Genomic DNA, 25,782 nt, shown 5'->3' with positions numbered 1-25,782 from the left:
CAGTACTCAAAGAAAAAGTCAGATACTGCTAAGTATCTGACTTCTCATAAACCCTCAACCTATTCTAGGATGGGACACTTATTTTAAATTGCTTTTAGCTCATGATAAAGCGATGACTATCTATGCATCCATATGCTTAATGATGGCTTTACCAAATTCAGAAGTACTGAGCAAGATAGCATCAGGCATCAAACGCTCAAAGTCATAAGTGACCGTTTTATTAGCGATAGCGCCTTGAATACCGTTGATAATAAGATCGGCTGCTTCGACCCAGCCCATATCACGTAGCATCATCTCAGCCGATAAAATCAACGAGCCGGGGTTTACTTTGTTCTGACCAGCATATTTAGGGGCAGTACCATGAGTCGCCTCATAGACAGCGATTGCGCCGCCTTTGTTAGCACCCGGTGCGATACCGATACCACCCACTTCAGCCGCTAGGGCATCAGAGATGTAATCACCATTTAGGTTAAGCGTGGCGACGACGGAATAATCGGCAGGACGCATCAGGATTTGCTGCAAGAACGCATCAGCGATCACGTCTTTGATGATAATGTCATTACCCGTTTTTGGATTTTTCATCGTCATCCAAGGGCCGCCATCTAACAACTCTGCATCGAAACGCTCTGCGGCTAATTCATAGCCCCAGTCTTTGAATGCGCCTTCGGTGAACTTCATGATGTTGCCTTTGTGCACTAAAGTCACACTCGGCAAATCGTTATCGATAGCATGCTGGATGGCTTTACGTACTAGACGCTGCGAGCCTTCTTTAGATACGGGTTTGATGCCAATGCCGCAATCTTCAGGGAAGCGAATGCTGGTCACACCCATCTCATCTCTTAAGAAATTGATAACTTTTTTGGCATCATCGCTGCCCGCTTTCCACTCGATACCCGTGTAAATATCTTCTGTATTTTCACGAAAGATAACCATATCCGTCAGCTCAGGATGCTGCACGGGGCTTGGCACGCCTTCAAACCAGCGAACTGGACGCTGACAAACATACAGATCAAGGTTTTGGCGTACAGCCACATTTAACGAACTAAAGCCGCCGCCTACTGGCGTGGTCAATGGCCCTTTGATACTGATCACGTAATCTTTTAAAATCTCTAGCGTTTCGCTTGGTAAGTAATCACCATCGTAAATTTTCGCTGCTTTTTCACCTAAATACGCTTCCATCCAAATGATGGATTTTTTGCCGTGGTAAGCTTTATCAACTGCGGCATCAACCACCTTAATCATAACTGGAGTGATATCCACCCCAATCCCATCGCCTTCAACGAAGGGAATAATTGGATGATTGGGGACATTCAACGATAAATCAGCGTTGACGGTTACTTTTTCGCCGTCTCTTGGTACGATAACTTTATCATAGGACATGAATAAAACTCCTTGGTTGTATGTTGGACATCGCAAGTATACTGAGCACTCTGTTATGCTTTCGCCATTCTATTATAGGTATGCGTGAATTAACGCCTGTTAGCTGAGCAAGCATAAGTGGCGCACTTACGATCTTATGTTTAATAGCCTTGTATCTAACCGTTTGACAAAACCGCTTTACACTCAAGGCTTCGAAATAAAAATTGGCAAAATAATACAATTAATAAGAAGAGAAAAACCCCTCTCACAAAAGCACCTGAAAATATAATGCTATGGACATAAAAAAGAGAAACGACAAAAAAGCTGAGATAAAATTAATAAATATCAATGCTCTGTAAGCTTGAGTACGCAATAAATGTCACGTTTTATCCTAGCCATTGTACTAAGCTAAAGGTCTGAGCAATGATTTTTCTTGTGCATAGCTCATGTACAGATATCAATGTTATAAATACCACTATAATAACATGGTTTTATATTGAATATAAGTTTTCATATCTATAGCCTACTTATGACAAGTTAATACATTATTTTTTATGTGTTTCGTTTTCATTAAAATGCCGTTAATTAAGTCATCAACCGTCTTATAATTGATCTGCAATCAGGGCGTGTTGAACACCTTTTATTTTGACTATTACTTTTCATATTTCGCAATGATTCATCAATACCTTTATTTAGGAAATGCTACTTTATGTCGACCACCAGTCTCGTTCTGTTTAATAAGCCTTACGGTGTGCAAAGTCAGTTCCGTGATGACAGCAACAACGACCACACCACCCTATCAGAGTATTTTACTGACAAGTCTTTGCGCGTGGCTGGTAGGCTGGATGCGACGTCTGAAGGCTTACTGATTCTGACGAATGATGGCAGGGTTAACAAAGCCATTACCCATCCACCAAAGGCCAATGCTGGACGTAAGCAAGGTAAGACTTACTTAGTGCAAGTTGAAGGCATGCCTACTACTGAGCAACTTGATAAGCTTCGACAGGGCGTCATTCTCAAAGATGGCAAAACCCTACCTGCCGACATTAAACAGCTTAGTGAAGAGGATTTGCCTATGCCACTCTGGCAACGTGAGCCACCTATCCGTGAGCGTAAAAGCATACCGACATCATGGTTGATGCTGACGATTTATGAAGGAAAGAATCGCCAAGTCAGACGCATGACGGCTCACGTTGGATTGCCTTGCCTGCGTCTTATTCGTTGGTCAGTCGCAGGCTTCGAATTGGAGGAACTAGCGGTTGGTGAGTTTGTACGTATTCATTTAGATAGTGCGAAACTGAGGGAATTAGGTGTCAATAATTAACTTGCTCTGTCATCAGGCGTATTGACTGATGATAATTTACATAAGACCATAGACACATCGAACAACGTCTAGGGTCTGTTGAACATTCAAATGTGGTACTGGCAGTTGCTACAAAAAAATTATACCAGTCACGCTGTATCTCTTTTATATTGACCTGACTATGCCTGTTTTATGTAGATTAGGAGTTTTATATAGATTAGTAATAAAATCTAGCAAATATATTACGACCTGTTAAACATAGCGTCTCGAACTGGTAAGGTTTATCTGTTAAGATTCAGCACTTTACTGCTTTACTGTCATATTAGTGCCGTATTTTGCGTTTATTTACTGTTTAGCTTGTCTCTATAAGGATATGTCATGATTGCTTCTCGTCGTTTTGCCTTGTTCGCCACCAGCATTTCTGCTGCTTTTATTCTGAGCGCCTGTCAGCCAGCAACAGAGAGTAGTGAGGTAATGCCCGCAGAAGAAGTAGCGGCACCAGAAACTGAGATGACGGCTGATCAAGAGAATATGGATGGTCATAATATGGCAGGTGGCGATGCAATGGCAGATGAGCAGCAAATGACAGACATTCTCAAAGACTACACTAAGTCGATGACAGGAATGCATGATGAGATGATGATCGGTATGGCATATAACGATCCCGATACTGCCTTTGCGAAAGGCATGCTGGGGCATCATCGCGGCGCCATCGACATGGCAAAAATCGAGCTGAAGTATGGTACTGACGCAGCCATGCGAGAACTTGCGCAAAAAATTATGGTAGCGCAGCAAGCTGAGATAGACATTCTGAATAAATGGCTTGCCGGCCATCCTGATGCTGCCAAACCTAAGCCTAATACCCAAGCCATGCAACAAGCCTATGCCAAGAGTATGGACGGGATGCATGGTGATATGATGCTCGCTATTACCGATCCTCTACCTGATATGGCTTTTGCACGCGGTATGTTGCCACATCATATTGGCGCTGTAGACATGGCAAAGATACAGCTCAAATATGGTACGGATGAAGAGATGCGCAAGTTGGCTCAAGATATCATCGACGCCCAGCAGCCTGAGATTCAAGTTATGAAAAATTGGATTGCCGCTAACAAAATCGATAAGCTCAACAATGACACTATTAGTAATGACGCAACTGTCGAAAACGAAGTAGATGCTAAAGAACCTGCTGAGTAGTAGCCCACTACCTAGATACGGTCAATCAATATCAATAAATGTAAAACCCATAACGTCAAACCCCTGCTAATCATAAATAGTTAGCAGGGGTTTTTATCGAATTGATACCGATATACTTTTGATATATCTATACTTGCTGACGCTCCATGACATTAAGCCATGTCTGCCAGCCCGCCGGTAGTGGTAAACGGTCACCATTATCATCGAGCACTGGATCTGTCTTTGCCAAGTGTAAACTTACTTTATGCGGAAAGGTTTTCTCAGTCATGCCTTGCTGCTGTCCACTACTAAGCGCTGCTTTAGGTAATACGCTGACGCACATCAGCTCGTCCCGACGAAACAGGTAACATTCCACATCATGCTCTGCCGTACTAAGCGACGCTAACTGCTTAGTGTCTGCCTTGATACCATCAATGGCGACAATAACATCATGCGCCGAAATACCAGCTTTGGCAGCCACACTGTCACGTGTCACGCGATTTACCTTGAGTCCAGCTGGTGTCTCATGACAGCGCATGCCCCAAGGCACATACTTGTCAGCAGTTTCCTTGGTATTGGTACGCATTTTTATACCATTTGCAGTCAATAGTGCTTCAATCGGTAACTCATCAACGCCATTAACATAGCGGCGCTCAAACTCTTGCCAATCGGCAAGCGACATAAACTGCCCAACAACCTTACCCATATCGGCACTGCTGATACCAATCCGTCGGTTGTCATTCTGCGTTGCTTGGCTATAAAAAGCCTTAACCACATCAAATAAACGATAACGACCGTTGCTCTTTTCGAGCAAGGTTAAATCCAAACAAAGCGCCACCAATGCGCCTTTATTGTAGTAACTGATCCCAGCATTACCTGTGTTTTCATCATTGCGATATAACTTAATCCACGCATCAAAACTCGACTCAGCGACACTTTGATAGGCGCGTCCAGGCGTTTGATAATAGCGATTGACTTGCTCAGCCAGTAGCTTGAGATAGCTTGGCTTATCGATCACGCCTGATGCTTGCAACATAAAGTCATCGATATAAGACGTAAAACCTTCAAATACCCAAAGCAGTGGTGTAAAGGCTTCACGGCGCAAATCTACATCCAACATAACATCTGGGCGTACGGTTTTTACCCACCACGCATGAAAATACTCATGACTACATAAGCCTAAAAAACGCTGATAATCACTGCTAGGTATTTTTGGTTCGTCAATACTCGGCAAGTCGCGACGCGGCGTAATCAGGCTGGTCGAATTAATGTGCTCGAGACCACCATAATCTTGTCCACTGGCAAAGGTCATAAAAGTATAATCATTAAAGGGTGCATCACCCAGCCAATCTAGATACGTCTGACAAATTTGAGTGACGTCTTGCTGTAGCCTGCCCATATTGGCATTATGCTTACCCGACAGATAAAAACGGTGAGGTAAGGTCTGATGCGCGTGGTCTTGGACGATAAAATCAAATGTATCCTGCTCAGCGATTTCAAAAGGATAATCAATCAGCTCGTGATAGCTGTTTGCTTGTAGCTCGTAACTGTATTGTCCATCCTCTTGCTGTCCATCCTTTTGCTGTCCATCCTTTTGCTGTCCATCAAGGCGCAGTTGCGTAGCGTCTAAACCACAGGCTAAAAGCACATGGCTTTCTTGTTTATCCGCCCAAAATGCGGCTGGCACTATCAAGCTGACTTGTACAGGTGTCTGCTCCTGCCCATCGACTGCTAATGCTAAAGAGGTAAAATTCCCGTATAGACGCTGCTGATCGACATAAGCGGTGCGCACGGATAAATCATAGCAGTAAACTTCATAATGAACATTTACTGTCTGAGCCGCCTTGACTTGTGGCAACTGCCAAGTGTGTTTGTCTGTCTTTATCGCGCGGTACATCTCAGCGCTTTTATTATCGTCGTCCATAATTTGATAATGTACCGCAGTAATATTTCGGGCAAACTCACGCATCAAATAGCTACCTGGTATCCATGCTGGCAACCAAAGATTTGGAGCGTCTACGTTTGTAGTAAAGGTGAGCGACACATCAACCAAATGCTCAAAAAAACGCTCAAAATCGAATCGATAGCTAATATCAGGCACAGGTCGAGCAGCCTTACTGATTGAGGCAGTTTCTGTTGACTCATTATTAGCAGTATTGGCGTTAGAAGTAGGCACGTTAGCGTTATTGGTCAATGAATTCATCGTCTTTCTCATCCTTATTTTTATTGTTATGGTAGAAGTCCTTAGCCGAAAATGCAACTGGCAGACCCTTTACAAGCAACCCGCTGTACGGTAAAGCATAGAAAATAGCGCTTATTTTCATAAATTATGACATTAATTGGCATTTTTTATGGTTTTTCCCTTGAAAGTTATGTGGGCCATCGCAATTAAAGATGCTAACTGCTAAAGTTACTTTAATAAACTGATGATAACTGACTAATGACGTGGCTATCTGGCTTGCCGATTGGCTTTTTTAGGTTTATTGCAACCGTATTTAATTTTTTACACAGATATATTTAGGATAATTTATGACTACTATCGCAAAAGACACTGCCGTCAAATTCAATTACACGCTAAAAGACGACGAAGGCAACGTGCTCGACCAATCACCAGAAGGTCAGCCACTTGCTTATCTACATGGTCACAGCAACATCATCCCAGGCCTAGAACAACAACTAGAAGGCAAATCTGCTGGCGAAAAAGTTAACGCTGTCGTTGAGCCTGCTGATGGTTATGGCGAATATCAAGAACAAGCCGTACAACATGTACCACGCGATAACTTCCAAGGCGTTGATGACATCCAGCCTGGCATGCAGTTTCAGTCAGAAGCCGGTGGCCAAGTAATGTTGGTTACGGTTACTGAAGTAAATGATGACGAAGTAGTTGTTGATGCTAACCATCCATTAGCTGGTAAGCGTTTGACTTTTGATGTTGAAATCCAAGAAGTACGTGCAGCGACTGAAGACGAACTAAGCCACGGCCATGTACATGGCGCAGGTGGCGTTGAACACTAATCTCTATTAGAGCATTAGTAAAACGCTTAAACGACAAGTAAGTAAGATGAAGCTTGTCGTTTATTCTAAAAGGTCAGTAGATACGTCTACTGACCTTTTTTTGTGTTTTATGGCTTATGGATTTTTATGGCTTATTGATAGAAAAGCACGTTCTTCCAAACGTAACAAAGCCGCGTAACGACGAGCGCTATGCGGCTTTTATTACCAACCATCCATGTTAACGCTATATGATACTTAATCCCGGAGTATCTTATAACTAGCAGGCATCCAGCCTTATTGTCCTTAATCAGCAAACCATCTATCCCTGACGCGATTTTAAGATACCAATCCCTAGTATCAATGAACCGTTTCGTTCAATCGTGCCGTACAGTTATAATCGCAGATTGATGATAAGTTAGTAAGAGGTCTAAGCGTCAATCCGTGTAAGCCTATGCTTACACGGATTTTTATTTGACCGCTTTTCTAGCTCACAGTGATACGCTTGCTAGAGACTGTCTTCAGGGCTGATCATTTTTTTTGAGTCAGCGCTGAGCATAATATAAGCCGCTTCATTGATGAAAGTTTCATCTTCAGGTAGCTCTGGGCGTTCATTGGCTTTCATTTGACTACGCTCTTCAAACTTCGCATCCATCGCGGCTTGATAGGTATTCCAATTGGCATACGGACGCTCACCTGTGGCGATGAGCCGTTTATTCTCCGCCTCTAATGAACGCTTTTCGATCAGCTGCATCTTGGCGCGTCGGCTATTGATATCGAGCTTGACAGGTTTTTTCTCATCATCCATATTACGAATATCGTTCAACGTTGATAAGTAAGTAAACTGTGGGTCTTTTTGCTGACGGATTGTAGACTGCTGATTCAGCGTCGCTAACGTATCGTTGGTAAATTTGCCTTCAGGCTTATAAGGTGCGGTTTTGATGGTATCCCAAGGCAGTGCTTTTTTCTGTGCGCGCTCACCAAAGGTCGCATCATCATAGATATTGACCAATTCGACATCGGGAACAACGCCTTTATTTTGCGTACTACCACCGGTGATGCGATAGAACTTGCGCTGAGTTAAAGTTGCAGAACCTAGCGCTAAATTGTCCAGTTGAATCTGAGCAGAGCCTTTACCCGTAGTGGTACTACCGACCACCAAGCCACGACCATAATCTTGGATAGCAGCTGCAAAAATTTCACTAGCAGAGGCAGATGCTAGGTTAGTAATAACGACCACCTTGCCATCATAGAGTTGTTCGCCACCATCATCATCACGGTACACCTGAATGTTGCCGCGATTGTCACGAATTTGCACCAGTGGTCCGCTCTTGATAAAGAAGCCAAGCATTTTTGCCACTTCGTCTAATGACCCACCAGGATTATTACGCAGATCGACCACGAGACCATCGATATTTTCTTTATTTAATTCTTTAAGGGCTTTTTCGGTATCGATACTGACGCTACGATAATCTTCCCCGTTACGGCGTGCTCGATAGTTCAAATAAAAGCTTGGTATCTCAAGGACACCAATACGTTTTGGCGTTTTATCGATATTAGGGCGCTGTACTTCTACAACGCGCTGGGTCACGCCTGACTCTTCTTGCTGAATGATATCCCGAACCACAGTGACGGTACGAGCGCTGGCTTCTGGGGCACTAGCCTGACGTAACTTGAGCGTGACTGAAGTGCCGCGCTTACCGCGAATAAGACTGACAATCTCACGTGTCGACCAACCAACCACGTCGATCATGTTTTTACCGTCTTTGGCGATCCCGACAATCAAATCATTGGGTTTAATCTGACCAGATTTGGCTGCTGGGCCACCATCCACCAGAGTCACAATACGCGTGTAGTCTGGGTTTTTACGATCAGGACGGATAGAGACGCCAATACCTTCTAACTGTAGGCTCGATTGGATTTGTAATTCGTTTGCTTGAACCGGTGCATAATAGTTACTATGCGGATCATAGGTCAGCATGGCAGTGTTCAAGATTGTCTCCATGATTTCATCATCTTTGAGACGCTTGAACTGCTCTTGTTGACGTGACAAACGATTGAGTAAAATCTCACTGGGCGTACGCTCGTCATTACGTACTAAATCCTGTCCACGAGTGATGTCTGGATTATTCAAGAATACTTGCTCTTTAGCTTTTTCGTCTTCTTGACCTAACGTGATACTCATCAACTGAAACTTCAACTGACGCGCCCAGTAATCACGCTGCTCTTTTTTGGACTTGAAGTGACCGAGCTTTTCACGGTCAAGTACGATAGTCTCATTGCTGGTCAAATCCAGATCCGTCTTTAGCATTTTGCTTGCCATGGCAAAATATTCGTTTGAGCGTTTACGATAGCGCTCAAACACCTCTACCCCTGCAGACAAATCACCACGCTTGAGACGATCACCGAATTCGGCGGCATACTTTTTCTTTAGCTCATCGACATCAGACTGCAAAAACAAGGTATGGTTTGGATCAAGGCTATCAATATACATAGACAGAATCTCGCTGCCTGTTTTGCTATCGAGCGGCTGATTGAGATAATGGCTGCGATCCAGCAAGGCGGCTACTTGACGAGTAGTGACTTTCTGTTCAGGTGTTTGGACGAAACCTTCGGTGTTGGTATCTGCCACTGCAGTGCCGTAGCTTTGGGTGAGAATAAGACCGGCGATGCCCACTGACGCTGCACTGAGTAACCACTGTGCTGGTTGTTTTTTCATCATATATACCTAGTTATTTTAAGTTGAAAGTATTATCAATTGTCATCGAAAGTATTTGCTTGGTGAGTCCCTATCCATCAAATTTACACCAAACCCAAAAAGTACGATTGGCGGTGTCAAACTCGTTTAGTCTACAATGCGTAGCACTTACACTCGTTTTCCTTGCTACTCTAATTTTTGTGAATGGTATTAGTTATTTTTTTACGGCGCAGCCTTTTCACTATTTGGCTTTTTAACGATATTAATTATTGGAAAAATACGACTCGCGTCTTGCGAAAAATCACTCAATACTAGCATGACCATAAATGCGTCATTGTCTCAATCTGTATAAGCAATATTACACTTTACCGCGGTACATACCAAACTTTCTATCACATTTATTGCTCGTGGCTACTGATCGCTATTTGACAGTTAATAGCCATTATTTTTGGCCGATTTGACCAGCAGATTATACTCAATTCATAATAGCTGTCATAATATAACACTGAACAGTCGGTTGCATTTGAATCTGATATAAATGCAACTGCTGATATAACATAATAAGGATTACGCGATGTACGGCGTCTTAATGATTGATATCGATAGTACCGCACTGACTGCTGAAGATGTGAGTTTAATCAAGCAAGCTCAAGTTGGCGGGGTCATCTTGTTTGGGCGAAATGTCAAAGATGCCGCACAAGTACGCGCACTGTGTGACGATATACGCTATCACAATGCTGATATATTGATCGGTGTTGATCAAGAGGGTGGACGCGTCGCAAGGTTACGTGACGGGTTTACCCCGCTGCCTGCTATGGGGCGACTGGGTGACTTATTTAATCAAGATCCCAGTGGTGCGCTTAGCTGTGCCTACGATTGCGGCTATCTAATGGCAGCAGAAGTGCTAGCCGTGGGCATTGATCTGAGCTTTGCCCCTGTACTCGACAGAGGTGGTATCAGCCAAGTCATTGGTGATCGTAGCTTCCATAAAGACCCGCAAGCCATTACCGCTTTGGCATCCCAGTTTATGCACGGCATGAAAGCGGCTGGTATGGCAACCACTGGGAAGCATTTTCCCGGTCACGGCGCCATCGCTCCTGATTCCCATGTATCAGAAGCCATCGATAGCCGTAGTTTAGATGAGATTATGAACAGCGATATGCAGCCGTTTGCCCAAACGCTGCCATGGCTTGATGCGCTGATGCCAGCGCACGTGATTTTTTCACAAGTGGATAATAAGCCAGCGGGATTCTCTAAAATTTGGCTCAAAGACATCATCCGTGATGCGCTTAAATTTGATGGGGTTTTATTCTCTGACGATTTATCTATGGCAGGCGCGCAGGCAGCTGGAGATATTAGCGCGCGCGTCAAAGCAGCAATTGAAGCTGGTTGCGACATTGCCTTGGTATGTAATGATAGAATTGCCGCCCATGAAGCAGCTAAAGCAGCGCAAAACCTACCCTATCCTAATCAAAAACGCATCAAAACCATGTGTGGCACTATCCCCGTTTGGCAAGGTGACCTTGACGCTACTTGTCAGCAGTTTGACTACTGGCAGCAAGCAAAGAAAAACGTGACTCAGACCTTTTTTAATACGTCAACAGAGCAATCATCTACTGCTACTGCTGAATCAAAAGATCCTACTGTCTATAAATAACAGTCGCTCATTTTTTGGCAAATAAAAAACCGCACCTTTTCAGATGCGGTTTTTTATATTAATTATTTTCTTACTATCAATAATTTTCTAAAGATTACTGACTAGAGACTACTGAGTATTCATTTGTGGATCTACTGCTGTACCACGACTTGCATCATCACTATCTGGCAATAGGTCATCATTGTTGCTGTCTAATGGATTCAAGTCAGGATCAAGCGCATCGTTGCTCATAATCATACCATCATTTGCACTGGTGGTCTCATCATTGACCACGAACTCAATACGGCGGTTGCGAAAGCGACCTTGTTCCGTCGAGTTATCAGCGATAGGATCTGTTTCACCCATGCCTTTAGTGCTTAGTTTACTTGCATCAATACCTTGAGATACTAAGTATTCTTTTACAGATTCGGCACGATCGCGAGACAGTTTCATGTTGTAAGCGTCATCTGCTTGGCTATCAGTATGACCGATAATCATCAAATTCATATTCGGTACTTCAGTGATTATCTTAGAGGCACGGTCAAGGAATGATTTGTTGGCATCAGGAATAGACTTTGCATCTACTTCGAAGTTAATAACCTGCAAGCTCAAGGCGCGCGCTACATCACGTGGATCAGGGTTTTCACCAAGGTTGCTCATCGCAGTGTCGGCAGCAGTTAAGCTGTTGTCAATCTCACTTTGTGCGTCTAATGCACCTTCGGCTTTTACTGTCATCGCAGGCGCTGCTGCTTGCAAATCAGCGACCAGCTTGTCTAAAGTTGCCGCATCAGGTGCATTGACCGTGATGGTATCACCTTTTATGAGCATACTGGCATTCGGTACGTTTTTGACGATAGGCAAGATAGCAGCCAGCTGGGCGGCGGCAGGCATATCTATCGCAAAAGTATCATCGACATCGGCACGGCAGTTATTGGCTTCATCACCAAATGCACTGGTCAAAGCATTCATGACATTGGTCTGTAGCGTCTCGTTACCAACGTTCATACGGCAAGCATATAATTCACCGTTCTCACCTGTGGCGATACGCAATGATGCAGGCTCAACATCAGCGGCAACCGCTGTTGCATTACCTTCGGCGGCTTGCTCTTGGGTGACAGCAGGCGTAGCAACGGGCTCAGGATTTTCTTGGCAGCCTCTAAGCAATGCCCAAGCCAAAGCGCCTAGAATAATCAGACCAATGATGGGCAGCAGCGCTTTCATAAAACTGCCTTCTGTTTCTTCTTCGCGCTGAAGCGGTGCAGTGCTGACCGTATCAGAAATTCGTGCACCTGCAGGCGCAGCGGCAATCATACCTGCTGGCAAAACTGTGCTCGCCCAAGCAGGAATATGATGTTGGTAGCTAGCCGAATTATCGTTTAAAAACTGTGGCACAGGTGTCGTCCCTGCCAAGCTCTTTATTTCATGGTACGCAAGTGGTGCTGCCATCGCGATTAAACCGCGAGAAGCAGTGACATCGACATTGTGTTTACCAGCAAGCTCACGAGCTATTTGGTCACGGTGTGTGCTATCCGTCCATATGCGCTCATGAAATCCCTGATCATCACGAGCGATATTCTCGTTAGAAAAGCGATCATGAGTATCTTTGTCTGCCAAGCGAGCAGCAAAAATAGCATAAAATTGCTCAAGCAAGTTTTTCTTAGCTGGGCTACGGTCATCTCCCAATACTGCGGGGCTTACCGTTCGCGTCAAATGGCTGATAACATCCATAATATAACTCTCCTATTAATACTTATTAGTATCAATCTATATAATTAAAATACTCAAAAACTTTGCTAAGAGATAAGAGCCGTAACCGTTAAAACCATCTTGGCAATATTCAATTTTCATTATTATAAAAGTATTAAGTAAGTGTTAACAATCAACACGTTGTTGTGCAAATGATACGTTAGGTAATGTTTCAGTTGTTACGCGTAACTAGAGAGACGACAAAGTACAAATCCCTAACATATCAATAGTGCTTTCGGTAGAAACAGGACTGCTTATTGAACAATGAAATTAATATAGTAGATTCACTTTAAAACAGATACAGTGTGACTGGAATGAATTTTTCGTAGCCTCTGTGATAGCAGCAAGCAAGGAAAATTTATACCAGTCGCACATAACTAACAATGTATCGATTTTATTCCGAACTGACTATATAGTCGGTTCAATTTGAAAGTGGTACAAGGCAACCGAGTGCAGATGTATATTTAATACCTCAAGCGAGGTTAACGCTGTAACGCTTTTATAGTGGATTGACTATAGCAATAAAACGACTTCATCTGATTGCTTATAACCATCACCTTTAACCAGCACTTTTTATAAAAGTATTGAGATGTAATATGACTCATATTACATCTCAATGGTCGGTCTAATCAGTTTCTTACTTGCGCGGGCTCAGCCACAATAACATTGCTGGCCATATTATCTACTTCAGACAAGGAGATAGGGCCTGATGGTCTACTGTTTGTATTATTTGTAGGCGCACGACTATTGGAATTATTCGGTAAATTGCTAGGCACATTAGTAAGATTGCCGTTATTGCTACGCACTGGTGTATTGCGGGCTGGTGCGGGCATCATACTATCACCGGTATCGTCATCTGTTGCTTGATACTCTCCAGCACCATTGTTGTTTGCATTGTCGGCAAAATTATTACCATTAACGTTACTGTTATAAGCATTGTTTGCAGTGCTGGCATCGGATTCAAACTGAGGATTCTGACCATTCATAGCCGTCATATCATCTACTCCGTTATTATTATTGGGTAATGGTAATGGTGCTATACTGTCAATCATCAGCGCTGGCGCTAACGTACGTATGTCAGTGACCAAGCGTTGTAGGAGCGTATTGTCTGGCGCTTCCAAGGTCACTCGCTCATTTTGTAAATGCAGTCGAGCAAATGGTGTTGATCTCAACATAGTCAAGATATTGGGCAGCACCTCTGTTGGTATACTATTCATACTACTGGCCACGCCTACCTGTATGGTCAACTCGCAAATACTTGCCTGCTCACCGAAACTTGTATTGAGTGCCTGTTGTAGTATGCTTTGCAACGCTTCATCCCCGACCGTTGCGCTACAAGTATATAGACTACCACTGTCATCTACCCCAACGATTAGCTCAACTGGCGTTAAAACCTGTGCTGCTGGTTCAATGGTAGGCGGAACAACGACTGGGGCGGTTACCACAGGTTCTACTGGAGTCATGTTAGGCTTAATTAACAGCGCCCATGCTGCAAAGCCTACCGCTACCATTGCCAGTATCAATAAAAACACCCGTACCAATAAATCATTGCGTTGATTACGGCTACGGACTTTCTCTCGCTTCATGCTGCCATTTTCTGCCAAATGATGGTCAGCAGGACTGGTATGCATAACATCAGTAAGATTGTTTAAATTGCTATTGCTATGTTTACTTAAATTCACACTAGTATTTGGATGAACACTGCTATTCTCTACGGCAGCTGCTGTCGACGGCGTTATCGCGGTTGTATCAGAAGCGCTGACTTTGTCCTTTGGCATATCTGGTACGGCTGCTATAGTAGCATCCGCTCTGACACTCGGTGCACCGGATGGTTGATGGATACTTTGAGAGGCCGTGATAAAAGGTGCTGACCATGTGGGTAAATACTGGCGCAAGGCAGATTGTTCTCTTTGCAAAAACGCAGGCAAAAACTGTCCATTCGCCAGTACTTTTAGCTCACGGTAGGCCAGTGGCGCAGCATTTATAAGTAACTGTACGGTAGCAAGCTCATCGATATGATGTGTGGCGGCAAGTTCCTGCACTAGAGTTTGCCGCATACTTGGGGCTTGCCATAGCTGCTCAAAGAGAGGAGTTTCTGGCAAGCTATCAGCAACCACGACTTGATCCGACCTTAGCAACTGCGAATAAACTTCTGGCAAAGCCAAGCGGGCTACCAAAATCGCATAAAACTGCTCAAGGAGGCAGATATGGGCGACGCTGCTATTATCACCCAACACAGCTGGCGTGACATGTTGTTCTAGTTGCTCAATAATACTCATAACTGACGGCCTCTACCGGCTTTAATGTTTAAATATATAAAAGAAGTAAATCGTTTTTTTATCCGCTTTGCTTAATGCCTGTACTTTAAATGTCTGTACTTTAAATGTCTGTACTTTAAATGCCTATACTTTATAAGTTGCGCCCTGTGAAACGGCTGTGCTGTTGGTAGTTGTCGCTATGCGTCGCTCATATGAACGACTTTATCTTATCTTAAATATATATATAGACTTAAGTTTATTTTTAAGGCGCTGTAGACTGCTTGCTACAAATACATTTAGCATTAACGTTACGGTCAGTATACGAAGCATTACTTACTCTCTTTTATACACTGTTATATTGTTAATAATAAATGATTATTAAAGCACAGTTCTCTACATAATGGGTTTTTGACTTACCCTGATCGTTGCTGAATCGATGATCAGCAATCATTATGGGCACTGTCATATCACTACTTATTATTGATTGTCTTACCCAGTGTTTATTTAGCCATCGCATTTAGGCGGTTCACCCTGTTGTATATACCACAATCACACACTAGGCTCGGCCTAAGGATTACCCTTTGCTTAACCATACGACCCTTATCATCATTATCACTGTTATTGTCAGCTTGTTGGCTTGGCAAAACAAGACACTATTCAATCGACTCATTTTTTATCCACCCGCGGTAAATAATGGTCAATGGGATCGTTTTGTGACCCATGGTTTTATTCATGCTGACAGTATGCACTTACTGTTTAATATGTTTACTTTGTATTTTTTCGGTCGTGCTATCGAAGGGTTATATCAATCATTTTTATTCGGTTATGGTTTCGTGGTGTTTTATGTGTTGGCTATCATTATCGCGATGATTCCAAGTTATATTAAAAATAAAAACAATGCCAGCTATCTCAGCCTTGGCGCATCAGGCGGTGTATCAGCGGTATTATTTGCCTTTATCTTGCTGGCACCTTGGGAAAAAATCTATTTATTTGCAGTCGTTCCTATCCCAGCGATATTATTTGCTGTCGCTTACGTGGCTTATAGCATCTACGCGGATAAACGCGGTGGCTCGAACATCAATCACATGGCGCATCTGTGGGGCGGCGCGTTTGGCATAATCGCCACTATTATTCTGGAGCCACAAGTGCTCCCGCATTTTTTAAACGCGTTATTATCGCCAAGCCTTTAAAGTATGATTTTTAGAAGTCTGTTTTAAGAAAGAAGCGTCACTTGTTTAAGTGGCTTAAGTAAGTGACGCTCAAATCTAAACCAGTTAAAAAAATTTAACTCCTTTTTAATTTCGTCGCGTTGCTCGGCATGTCGAGCATTTTTATACTTTAAGATTAGACAGTGACTTATGATTATAGATATTATCGGTGATATTCACGGTTATGCAGACAAGCTAGTGGGTCTGCTTACCCAGCTAGGCTATCGCCATAACGGACAATACTTCGTGCCGCCAGCAGGTCATCGGGCATTATTTATCGGTGATTTGATCGACCGTGGGTCGCAGCAGTTGACCACGTTAGAAATTGTTTTTGCCATGCTGGATGCGGATGTTGCCGATGCAGTAATGGGCAATCATGAATACAATGCTTTAGCCTTTGCGACGCTCGACCCTAACAATCCTCAGGAATACTTACGCTCACACAATGAGACACATACGCGCCAACACGAGGCTTTTCTCGCAGAAGTGCCTTTTGGCTCAGAAAATCATCACTATTGGCTGGAGCGGTTATATGAAATTCCTTTATGGCTTGAAACTGACTATGCTTGCTTTGTGCATGCTTGTTGGGATGTGGACAGCATGGCGGTATTAGCACCCTTATTGACTGCTGATAACTGCTTAACGCCTAAAGGACTTATCGTAACTGCCCAAGAGCATAGCGAGAATTTTGAAGCATTAGAGAGAGTATTAAAAGGTGTAGAGACACCGCTACCTGATGGCATGGTGATGGTTGATAAAGAAGGTACCGAGCGCACACGAGTGCGGGTACGTTGGTGGCTTGAAGGTCTTAACGAGCGTACGCTATATGAAGTTGCACGTGCCCCCTCCTCCGCATTGGCACAAATTCCAGCAGATGCTTTGGCAGAAAATATCAATTTTGCACTCAAAACCGATAAACCCGTATTCGTCGGTCATTATTGGCTAACTGGGACACCTGAACCATTGAGTCCACAAGTTGCTTGTACTGATTATTCGGCAGCGGTAGATAGTGGTTATCTAACAGGCTATCAGCTCGATACCGAGCAGCCTTTGCCACTCAAAGCCAGCAATTTTGTGCAATATCGCCATGACGAAGACCCAGTGATACAGTCATAATCGAAATACCATTTCACTCGCTTTAGCATTAATCGGTAAACTTGGCTTTACGAAGGCGGCAAAACTTTTGTATGATGGTCGTTTTGAGGATATCAAAGCATGAGTACCCAATCAGCTAGTGTTAACTCTGTTGAGCAAAAAAGTCCAATCGCCTCTCCTGCTGGTCAGCCAAAAGTTGGCATTATCATGGGCTCGCAGTCTGATTGGGCAACCATGAGCGCTGCTGCGCAACTGCTTGCAGATTTTGATATCGCTTTTGATTGTGAAGTGGTATCAGCACACCGTACGCCTGACCGATTATTTGACTATGCCAAAAATGCTAAAGGTAATGGCTTACAAGTTATTATCGCTGGGGCTGGTGGTGCTGCTCACTTGCCGGGTATGTGTGCCAGTCAAACGCCGCTACCAGTATTTGGTGTCCCTGTAAAATCCTCGATGCTCAGTGGTTGGGACAGCTTGTTATCTATCGTACAAATGCCAAAAGGTGTTGCGGTTGGTACTTTAGCAATTGGGGCGGCAGGTGCTTATAATGCAGCATTGCTGGCGATTCAAGTCTTGGCCTTGCATGACGACGCAATCGCTACTAAGCTGGATACTCTACGCCAAACACAAACCGAAACCATCCTTGCCAGCCCAACACCGGGCATTATCAACAGTTAAAAAATACAACTGAGTTGATGATAGTTTCTAAAAAAACACGAAGACCCATTATCTGATTATAAATGTTCTAAACTTGATATTTATGCTTAGATGAGTTCTACTAAATACAAGGTGCATACAGTGCACCTTTTCCTATTTTAATAGATTAGATTTCAGATCTAAATAGGGTCTGTTGAACATTCAAATGTGGTACTGGCAGTGGCTATTTTTTAGACAATACGCAGTGAAATTTTGGACGCCTAGTCATTCTAGGTTAGACAATTTCGCCATGTATTGGCAAAAAATAGCCCTACCCTGAAAGGCTGATGCTAAAATCACCCCAAACGTTGTTGTAAAACTAGCTAAGGTCTCGACATTATCGTCGGTTTACGCCTGATTTGATAAAACGTTTGGTGCAATTTTAGCGATCAGCAGTCCTAATATTTGAATGTTCAACAGACCCTAAACCGAATACCCTTTATTCATTTTCAATTCAAAGAGCCTGCCATGACCACAGCGAACGCTTATCCTGTTACCCAAACCATTCGTACTATCGGTATTTTAGGCGGTGGTCAGCTTGGCATGATGCTTGCCGAAGCGGCCATGCCATTAGGCTATCAGTGTGTGTTTTTAGAAGACAACGCTGAATGCCCTGCCAGCCTTTACGGGCGCGTCTTTCATAGCGAGCAATTAGAAGCGTTTATTGCCGCAGCCGATGTATTTACATTGGAGTTTGAAAACACACCGACGGCGACGGTTGAACAGCTGGCCAATTTATCAACATCTGGTAGCAAGCAAGGTATGTTTCCGCCACCGATTGCCCTTGATATCGCCCAAGATCGCTTAAAAGAAAAGCAGATGTTTAATGCCCTTGATATCGCCACCGTCCCTTTTAAAGCAGTCAACTCTGAAGCCGAGCTACAGCAAGCTTGTAGTGAGCTTGGACTGCCCATCGTCCTCAAGACCAGCCGCGGCGGTTATGATGGCAAAGGTCAATTTGTCATTAAGCAAGACAGCGATATCAAAGCCGCCTGGCAAGACCTCAAAGATGCTGTCAGTGGTAAAGGTGAGCTGACGCCAACGCCCGCGCCGTTGATTGCAGAAGGTTTTATTCATTTTAGCCGTGAGGTTTCTATCATCGCGGCACGAGGACAGAACGGTCAGGTACGCTGTTATGATTTGGTTGAAAACCATCATCATCATGGTGTTTTGGCCAAGACCCAAGCACCTGCCGTTGGGACTAGCCATTTATTTAAGCAAGCGACCGATGCGATTACCACGGTCATGAATCATTTGGGTTATGTAGGCGTGATGGCGCTTGAGCTATTCGTCACCAAAGACGCGCGTGGCAATGATGCTGTACTCGCCAATGAGATTGCACCGCGTGTACACAATTCTGGACACTGGAGTATTGAAGGCGCTGTTACCAGTCAATTTGAAAACCATATTCGCGCAGTCGTCAATCTGCCACTCGGCGATACAGACAATGTTCATCCAGCGATTATGCTCAACGTCTTAGGGCAATATCCTGATATCAGCGCCGTGCTAGCTATCGATGGCGCACATTATCATAGTTATCATAAGGCTGAACGCGAGGATCGAAAAATTGCGCATATCACATTGATGCCCAATGATGTTGCCGATTTAGAGCCTGCCTTAGCCAAACTCGTCGCGGTACTTCCCAATAAAGTTGGTCTTGATAAAAAATTAGCCTCTGGTGCCATCGATAATCAGCCAAAAGCGACAGATCATTCGGCGGTTATAGCAGCTGATAAAACGTCTAAAGACAGTAACGACACGGTTAAAAATAATAACGCTATTAAAGACAGCCAAATCAAGCCAGTTATAGAGGCTAAATCAAAAACAGAGAAGGCTAAAAAATAATGCAAATTTGGGTGGATGCTGATTCGGTGCCATTAATTGCCAAAGATTTGATTATCAAAACGGCTGAACGGACGCAGACAATGGCTATTTTTGTCGCCAATCAGCCAATTAAGCTGCGTAAGTCTCCGTTGCTTATCATGACGGTAGTGCCATCAGGGTTTGATAAAGCGGATGACTATATCGTAGAACAAATACAACCAGGTGATCTTGCGATTACCAGTGATATTCCTTTGGCCAATGACATTTTGGACAAAGGCGGCATGGTACTGACCACACGCGGCATGATCTATGACAAAAACAATATCAAGCAAAAGCTCAATATGCGTGATTTTATGGATACCATGCGCGGTACTGGTGTGCTAGAGCTACAAGAGATGAGCGGACAAAAACCATACGGCGACCGTGATAAAAAAGCCTTTGCCGATGGTCTAAATCGTTTGGTACGTTGATTTCCCTTCCACCCACTCTAAATCTCTCATAGCCTGTGCTCTTTGCAAACCGTATACAATCATAACCAAACACTATGCAATCGGCACGCTTCATAACGAAGTGTGCCAACCATTCTTGTTACGCTACATTCAGTTTTTACAACAACAGTAACGTACATAAGAATAGGAATGACTATGAAAATTTTAGTAATTGGTGCAAGCGGTCGAGTAGGAACAGATTTGGTCAAGCAATTATTGGCTGATAATCACCAAGTGGTAGGCACGACCCGTCAACAAGAAAAATTATTCAGTGATGACAATTATAGCCAGTTGGATTTAGACATTACGGCTCAAAAAGATGCGATTCAGAAGCAAATCGATCAAGATATCGATGCGGTTTATTTTGTGGCTGGCTCTGGTGGTAAAGATATCTTAGAAGTCGATTTACATGGTGCGATCAAAACCATGCAAGCGGTACAGGATAAAGGTATCAAACGCTACATCATGCTCAGCACAGTGTTCTCATTAGACACCAAAAAATGGGACGAGTTAGGACTTGGCGACTTAAAAGGCTATTACATCTCTAAGCACTATGCCGATCAGTGGTTGGTAAATAACAGCAGCCTTGATTACACTATCGTACAAGCAGCGGCGCTAAAAGAACGCGAAGCGACTGGCAAAATTATCGTCAACGACAACAACTCTGGTGAAAACTCGATTGCAGACGTTGCCGCTACTTTAGTGGCTGTATTAAACGCGAGCAATACGACCAAAAAAGTCTTTGGTATGCATAACGGTGAGACGGCAATCGATGAAGCTGTAGCCAGTGTATAAGCTTATTTGATAACGGCTTATAGGAATCTAACGAGATTAGATTTTTAAAAAGCTTAAAAGAAGGGTCACTTATTTATTGGCGAGCGTTAAAACAGCCAATCGATAAGTGACCCTTTTGCCTTGCACGGTATTCAAAATCAGTAAGGAAAGTGATTATTTAAACTGGGTACGCCTAACACTTTATCTCATTGATACATATAGTAAGAGCACTTTTAAACCGCTACGGTGTTACCCGTCCTAGATGTACTCAGTGTACTATCTGCGGTCGGTCGCCTTGTAGCGATTCCAACATTCCTTGACTATACAGTGTCGGCTATATTACGCCAAACCACTCGGAAACGGAATGACGTCCTCTAAGCTATTCGCCCCTGTTATCACCATGAGCAATCTATCGATACCGACGGCGATACCGCTACAGGGTATCAAGTCATCGGATGCTGCCAATAGGTGCTCATCGATTGGCATGACTGGCAGGTTATGACGCTGACGCAATTGATTGTCTTGCTCAAAGCGTGCCCTTAACGCCTGCCCATCTGCCAGCTCATCATAAGCATTGGCAATCTCAATGCCATTGATATATAACTCAAAGCGCTTAGCGACCTTATTACCGTCTTTATCTAAAGCCGTTTTTGCTAATGCTGCCGTTGCTGGCGGATATTCTATAATCAAAGTCGGTAGATCGTGACCCAAGTTTGGCTCGACTGCATGGCTGAACAATAGGTCCAACCAACTTTGACGAATATCTTCTTCACTATTGGTTGCGCTGCTTTCTACACTATTAAAATCAAAACCGGTCAACCCTTTATCCTCTGCCACTGCTTGTAGAGTGGCTAGACTAGCCGTCAGCGGATGTATGCCGACAAAGTCCATAAAGGCATCAACATAGCGGTAATGGTTCATCACAATCGGATAGCCATAGAGCGCTTCTAGTAGTTCGCCAAGCTCAGCCGCCATATCGGCTAAGCTATAATTTGGCTGATACCATTCCAGCATAGTGAATTCAATATTGTGACGTACGCCTATCTCATTATCTCGAAAAACGGGACAAATCTGATAAATAGGCACTTGCCAGCTAGCCAGCAAACGCTTCATGGCAAATTCAGGGGACGTATGCAGGTAATAAGTACAAGGTCGATCTTGATAGGTAACTTGCGCAGCGACGGACTGCAAAAAAGTATCTGTATTGCCAGCTTGCAACAGTAGCGGTGTTTGCACTTCTAGTACTTGCCGCTTATTAAAAAACTGACGAATATCCTGCATGAATTGCGCACGCTGCTGCGCCATACCTAGCGTCATGGTGGGTGCGTAGCTGGGCTTAGCATCTGGCTTAACAGAAGAATTGATTGATTGATTCATGACTATTTACTGTGGCTGATGAATAATAAAAATAGGTTTGCAAACTGAGGGTTGGCTTTAAAACTGCCATTCACGGCGCAAATGATAATCACGGCGCAGTTGATCAAAATCAGCGCCATTAACTTGTCCATCAACTGCCTGACTCCGCAGAGAAGCATCATCTTGCATAATGTCATAGAACTTAATCAATCTATCTGGATACGCCTTCAACTCAGACCACAAAAACATATTTAGTGGCAGCAGATTTTGCATAGATTGAGCAGGTGCGACCGCCAGTTTTTCACATAATGCATCATAAATAATTTGCGTGCCGCGCAGCTTCCCTTCTACGGTATAGCCAGCGATGTGTGGCGTGGCGATAGCCAATTTGGCCAACAAGCCTTCAGAAATCTCTGGCTCGTGCTCAAACACATCAAGCACCACTTGCCGCTCGTTACGCTCAATATCTACTTCTAAATCACTCGCATTAACAACAGGCCCACGCGCGCTATTAATGAGCATGGTATGCGGCGACATCATTGCTAGAGCCTCTGCATTGATTAAATGACGCGTTGGATAATCACTGCCATTACTACTTTGAACACTTTGTCCATCCGCAGCCTTTTTATCCGTACTTTTTTTGTCCGTGAGTGGCACATGTAAACTGACAATGTCGCTTTGGCTAAGCACTTGCTCAAAACTGGCGTTATTCGTATCTGAAGGGTGTAATAATGGGTCATAGCCTAATACTTGCCAGCCCAAAGCAGTCGCATACTGAGCGAGTGTACTGCCAATATTACCAAGCCCAATGATGCCCAATGTTAATGGTGGCATTGATGATGTCATTGATGATGTCATTGATGATGTCATTGATGATGGCATTGATAGCGTCGTTGATGGCTGCCAATACTGCGGACGCAGCGTTAAGATAGCCGTCAGTACATATTGGGCGACCGAATGTTTGCTACAGCCAGCAGCATTGGCAAAAGTGATATTGCGTGCAGCCAAATAATCTTGATCAACATGATCGGTACCGATCGTTGCAGAGCCAACAAACTCAACACTTTCATTATCAGCCAGTAATGCCTCGTTTACTGACGTTACAGAGCGTATCAACAATATGGTTGGCTGTAATTCGGCAAGCAATTGCGCATTGATATCACGTCCAGCCACTTTGATAATATTTACCGTCTGCTCAGTCGCCTGACCAAGCATAGTGGCAGTAAAAAACTCATCAAGGCTGGCGATATTACTATCCGCCAAAATAGTGATTCCTGTTACTGTATCCGTCATCGCGTTAAGCCTTATTAAATATCTTTATCGATCAGTGTTTTACTCTTTATGACTCAGCTGCTTTCACTTTGCTCATCAACCGCTGATTGTGTGTTTTTATCGCTCAACATGATTTCTTGTGGGGCGAATATCTCATTTTTGTGTTGCGATATCCACTCACGCCATACCGCAAGACCGATAGCCAATACCACAGGACCGATGAACAGACCAACGAAACCAAAAGCTGTTAAACCGCCCAATACCCCGATAAAAATAATGATGAAAGGAATCTTGGTGGCACCGCTAATGACGATAGGACGGATAAGGTTGTCGACCCAGCTGATGACCAACACGCCCCACAAGGCCAAACCAATACCTTCTACCGTATGACCCTGACTTAACAACCAAATCGACACCCCGCCCCACACAAATGGCGTACCAAACGGGATTAAGGCAATGATGAAGGTGATAATTGTCAGTAAAATAGGACTTGGCGCACCAGAGAAATAATAACCAATACCAGCAAGTATCGCCTGTGCCAATGCGGTCAGCCCAATACCATATACTACAGCGCGAGTGGTCGTACCCACAGAGTCAATATAACCATCGATACGATTGCCAATGATGTTACGTAAGGCTTGACGGATTTGGCGAATCAAGCTTGTGCCATCACGATAAAAGAAGAACAGGGTCATCAGTGCCATACCAAGCTTGGCAAGGCTACTGAACACCACATCAAAGGCGATTTTGCCATAATATAAATGGGACTGCACCCAAATACGAAACGCCTCTAGCGTCCCTTCAGGGTTCTTATTGATGCGCCAGAGCACATCTTTGACTTGTTGACCGATAATCGGTAAATCTTTGACAGAATCAGGCACGTCCAAATAACCTACTTTAATACGATAAATTAAGTTACTGATGATACTTAAGGCTTCCTGCTGCAAAATAAAGATACCAACCACGAGCGGCACGCCGATCATAAGAGAGATGTTCACGGTCATAATAGCGGCGCTAAAGTTTGAGCTGAACTTTACGCGTTGGTGAAAAAAGTTATAAATAGGAAAAGTAACGTACGCTAAAATCGCCGCCCATAGTGCCGGTACAATAAAAAACTGTACCACTTGAAAACATAATATAAACAGCACAACCAATAAAGTAATGGCCAATAAGCGCTGAATAATAAATTCTTTTGTCCAGTTTTCTATCATAGTGTATAAACCAAAAGCGGACAGCAAAACCTCATACGGCATTACTGCAAAGTTTATAAATAGGTGAACAGCAATCTACGGGCAATTTCCGTAGAGAGTATCCATTAGCGAGGGTGGTTGGCTATAAATATACAGGTCAATATTGGCCACAAGTAAGCTTGCCTCACGTCAACCGTAACACAGTTGATGTCAATAGTGTCTTAGAAAATAGGACAAGAAGCAGACTACCTACCGACAGGTATTATGCAACAAAGTAGGTCAAATAAATAACCCTATGTTGTAATCTTTCCTTACAATTTTTTTTGGCTAACTTCACTTGACCGTTACGTTGTTAACCAAACCATCATACATAGAATGAATGCCGAAAAACAATAACCATTGAGTACTATTTGCTGTCACTTTATGAGTCACTATCTAGCAAGGTAAATCACTGGCGCGTTCTATTAGTATCAACAATTGATGTTATACTAGAATAATTGTTTTGAAATTTTAAGTGCCGCTACTTTAATTTGACCTTATTTATTTTCGTCATTATTAGGGCGCACCCTTTATCATAACCCTTCTTTATTCTTCCTCTCTAAACGCTATTAATGTCTAGTTTTTTAGAGTAGTGCGGCATAATTTGGGTCTGCCATATAAGCATTACATTGATGCTTATACAAGCGTTGTACGCATCATGCGAGTTCGA

Annotated in this window: 18 protein-coding genes; 10 read left to right on the top strand and 8 right to left on the bottom strand. The window is 43.6% G+C overall.

Annotated elements, in window-relative coordinates; genetic code table 11:
* Nucleotides 1-120: 120 nt before the first annotated feature.
* A complete protein-coding gene (gene icd, locus JMY08_RS07630) occupies nt 121-1,380 on the bottom strand; it encodes an NADP-dependent isocitrate dehydrogenase (RefSeq protein ID WP_194620783.1) in 1,260 nt (419 codons plus the stop codon).
* Between the two features lie 688 nt (nt 1,381-2,068).
* On the opposite strand from icd, the gene JMY08_RS07625 reads away from it, so the two are divergent.
* Together JMY08_RS07625 and JMY08_RS07620 are read left to right on the top strand one after the other, a co-directional pair.
* Nucleotides 2,069-2,683, top strand: a complete 615-nt coding sequence (locus JMY08_RS07625; RefSeq protein WP_201592679.1) for an rRNA large subunit pseudouridine synthase E — start codon at nt 2,069-2,071, stop codon at nt 2,681-2,683.
* 357 nt (nt 2,684-3,040) lie between these two features.
* Nucleotides 3,041-3,859: a DUF305 domain-containing protein gene (locus JMY08_RS07620; RefSeq protein ID WP_201592678.1), complete on the top strand. Its 819-nt coding sequence runs from the start codon at nt 3,041-3,043 to the stop codon at nt 3,857-3,859.
* Nucleotides 3,860-3,986: 127 nt separating this feature from the next.
* Here the strand turns inward: JMY08_RS07620 and JMY08_RS14120 are convergent, their stop codons facing one another.
* Nucleotides 3,987-6,041, bottom strand: a complete 2,055-nt coding sequence (locus JMY08_RS14120; RefSeq protein ID WP_265089746.1) for a M61 family metallopeptidase — start codon at nt 6,039-6,041, stop codon at nt 3,987-3,989.
* 326 nt (nt 6,042-6,367) lie between these two features.
* On the opposite strand from JMY08_RS14120, the gene JMY08_RS07610 reads away from it, so the two are divergent.
* Nucleotides 6,368-6,853: an FKBP-type peptidyl-prolyl cis-trans isomerase gene (locus JMY08_RS07610; RefSeq protein ID WP_010201899.1), complete on the top strand. Its 486-nt coding sequence runs from the start codon at nt 6,368-6,370 to the stop codon at nt 6,851-6,853.
* A gap of 484 nt (nt 6,854-7,337) precedes the next feature.
* Here the strand turns inward: JMY08_RS07610 and JMY08_RS07605 are convergent, their stop codons facing one another.
* Nucleotides 7,338-9,548 (bottom strand): carboxy terminal-processing peptidase, encoded by a 2,211-nt coding sequence (locus JMY08_RS07605; RefSeq protein WP_201592677.1) that lies wholly within the window; start codon nt 9,546-9,548, stop codon nt 7,338-7,340.
* Nucleotides 9,549-10,101: 553 nt separating this feature from the next.
* Between JMY08_RS07605 and nagZ the strand changes: the two genes are divergently transcribed.
* Nucleotides 10,102-11,184, top strand: coding sequence for a beta-N-acetylhexosaminidase (nagZ, locus tag JMY08_RS07600; protein WP_201592676.1), 1,083 nt, complete (start codon nt 10,102-10,104; stop codon nt 11,182-11,184).
* 108 nt (nt 11,185-11,292) lie between these two features.
* Here nagZ and JMY08_RS07595 read toward each other — a convergent pair whose 3' ends face one another.
* Together JMY08_RS07595 and JMY08_RS07590 are read right to left on the bottom strand one after the other, a co-directional pair.
* Nucleotides 11,293-12,891 (bottom strand): OmpA family protein, encoded by a 1,599-nt coding sequence (locus JMY08_RS07595; protein WP_201592675.1) that lies wholly within the window; start codon nt 12,889-12,891, stop codon nt 11,293-11,295.
* A 647-nt stretch (nt 12,892-13,538) separates the two neighbouring features.
* Nucleotides 13,539-15,188: a hypothetical protein gene (locus tag JMY08_RS07590; protein ID WP_201592674.1), complete on the bottom strand. Its 1,650-nt coding sequence runs from the start codon at nt 15,186-15,188 to the stop codon at nt 13,539-13,541.
* Between the two features lie 560 nt (nt 15,189-15,748).
* On the opposite strand from JMY08_RS07590, the gene JMY08_RS07585 reads away from it, so the two are divergent.
* From JMY08_RS07585 to JMY08_RS07560, 6 genes are all read left to right on the top strand, one after another.
* Complete coding sequence (locus JMY08_RS07585; RefSeq protein WP_010201910.1) at nt 15,749-16,357, top strand: rhomboid family intramembrane serine protease; 609 nt, start codon at nt 15,749-15,751, stop codon at nt 16,355-16,357.
* Between the two features lie 168 nt (nt 16,358-16,525).
* Nucleotides 16,526-17,491: a metallophosphoesterase gene (locus JMY08_RS07580; protein ID WP_201592672.1), complete on the top strand. Its 966-nt coding sequence runs from the start codon at nt 16,526-16,528 to the stop codon at nt 17,489-17,491.
* Between the two features lie 99 nt (nt 17,492-17,590).
* Nucleotides 17,591-18,151 (top strand): 5-(carboxyamino)imidazole ribonucleotide mutase, encoded by a 561-nt coding sequence (purE, locus tag JMY08_RS07575; RefSeq protein ID WP_194620776.1) that lies wholly within the window; start codon nt 17,591-17,593, stop codon nt 18,149-18,151.
* 486 nt (nt 18,152-18,637) lie between these two features.
* Nucleotides 18,638-20,014, top strand: a complete 1,377-nt coding sequence (locus JMY08_RS07570) for a 5-(carboxyamino)imidazole ribonucleotide synthase (RefSeq protein ID WP_201592670.1) — start codon at nt 18,638-18,640, stop codon at nt 20,012-20,014.
* Nucleotides 20,014-20,463 carry a YaiI/YqxD family protein gene (locus JMY08_RS07565; protein WP_201592668.1) on the top strand — a complete coding sequence of 150 codons (450 nt, stop codon included), beginning with the start codon at nt 20,014-20,016 and terminating at the stop codon, nt 20,461-20,463. Before JMY08_RS07570 ends, JMY08_RS07565 begins: the two co-directional genes overlap by 1 nt.
* 174 nt (nt 20,464-20,637) lie before the next feature.
* Complete coding sequence (locus JMY08_RS07560) at nt 20,638-21,276, top strand: NAD(P)H-binding protein (protein WP_189582931.1); 639 nt, start codon at nt 20,638-20,640, stop codon at nt 21,274-21,276.
* 318 nt (nt 21,277-21,594) lie between these two features.
* Here the strand turns inward: JMY08_RS07560 and epmA are convergent, their stop codons facing one another.
* The 3 genes from epmA to JMY08_RS07545 are packed head-to-tail and all read right to left on the bottom strand — an operon-like array spanning nt 21,595 to nt 25,094.
* Nucleotides 21,595-22,632: an EF-P lysine aminoacylase EpmA gene (gene epmA, locus JMY08_RS07555; RefSeq protein ID WP_201592666.1), complete on the bottom strand. Its 1,038-nt coding sequence runs from the start codon at nt 22,630-22,632 to the stop codon at nt 21,595-21,597.
* Between the two features lie 57 nt (nt 22,633-22,689).
* The gene (locus JMY08_RS07550; RefSeq protein ID WP_201592664.1) at nt 22,690-23,904 is read right to left on the bottom strand and encodes a 4-phosphoerythronate dehydrogenase; all 1,215 of its coding nucleotides are present in this window, start codon (nt 23,902-23,904) and stop codon (nt 22,690-22,692) included.
* Between the two features lie 53 nt (nt 23,905-23,957).
* A complete protein-coding gene (locus JMY08_RS07545) occupies nt 23,958-25,094 on the bottom strand; it encodes an AI-2E family transporter (RefSeq protein ID WP_201592662.1) in 1,137 nt (378 codons plus the stop codon).
* Nucleotides 25,095-25,782: the final 688 nt, after the last annotated feature.

The organism is Psychrobacter sp. Pi2-51, from assembly GCF_904846665.1.
Classification (GTDB): domain Bacteria; phylum Pseudomonadota; class Gammaproteobacteria; order Pseudomonadales; family Moraxellaceae; genus Psychrobacter; species Psychrobacter glaciei.
The sequence above is the reverse complement of the archived record's forward strand: the minus strand, read 5'-3'. Positions and strand labels throughout refer to the sequence as shown.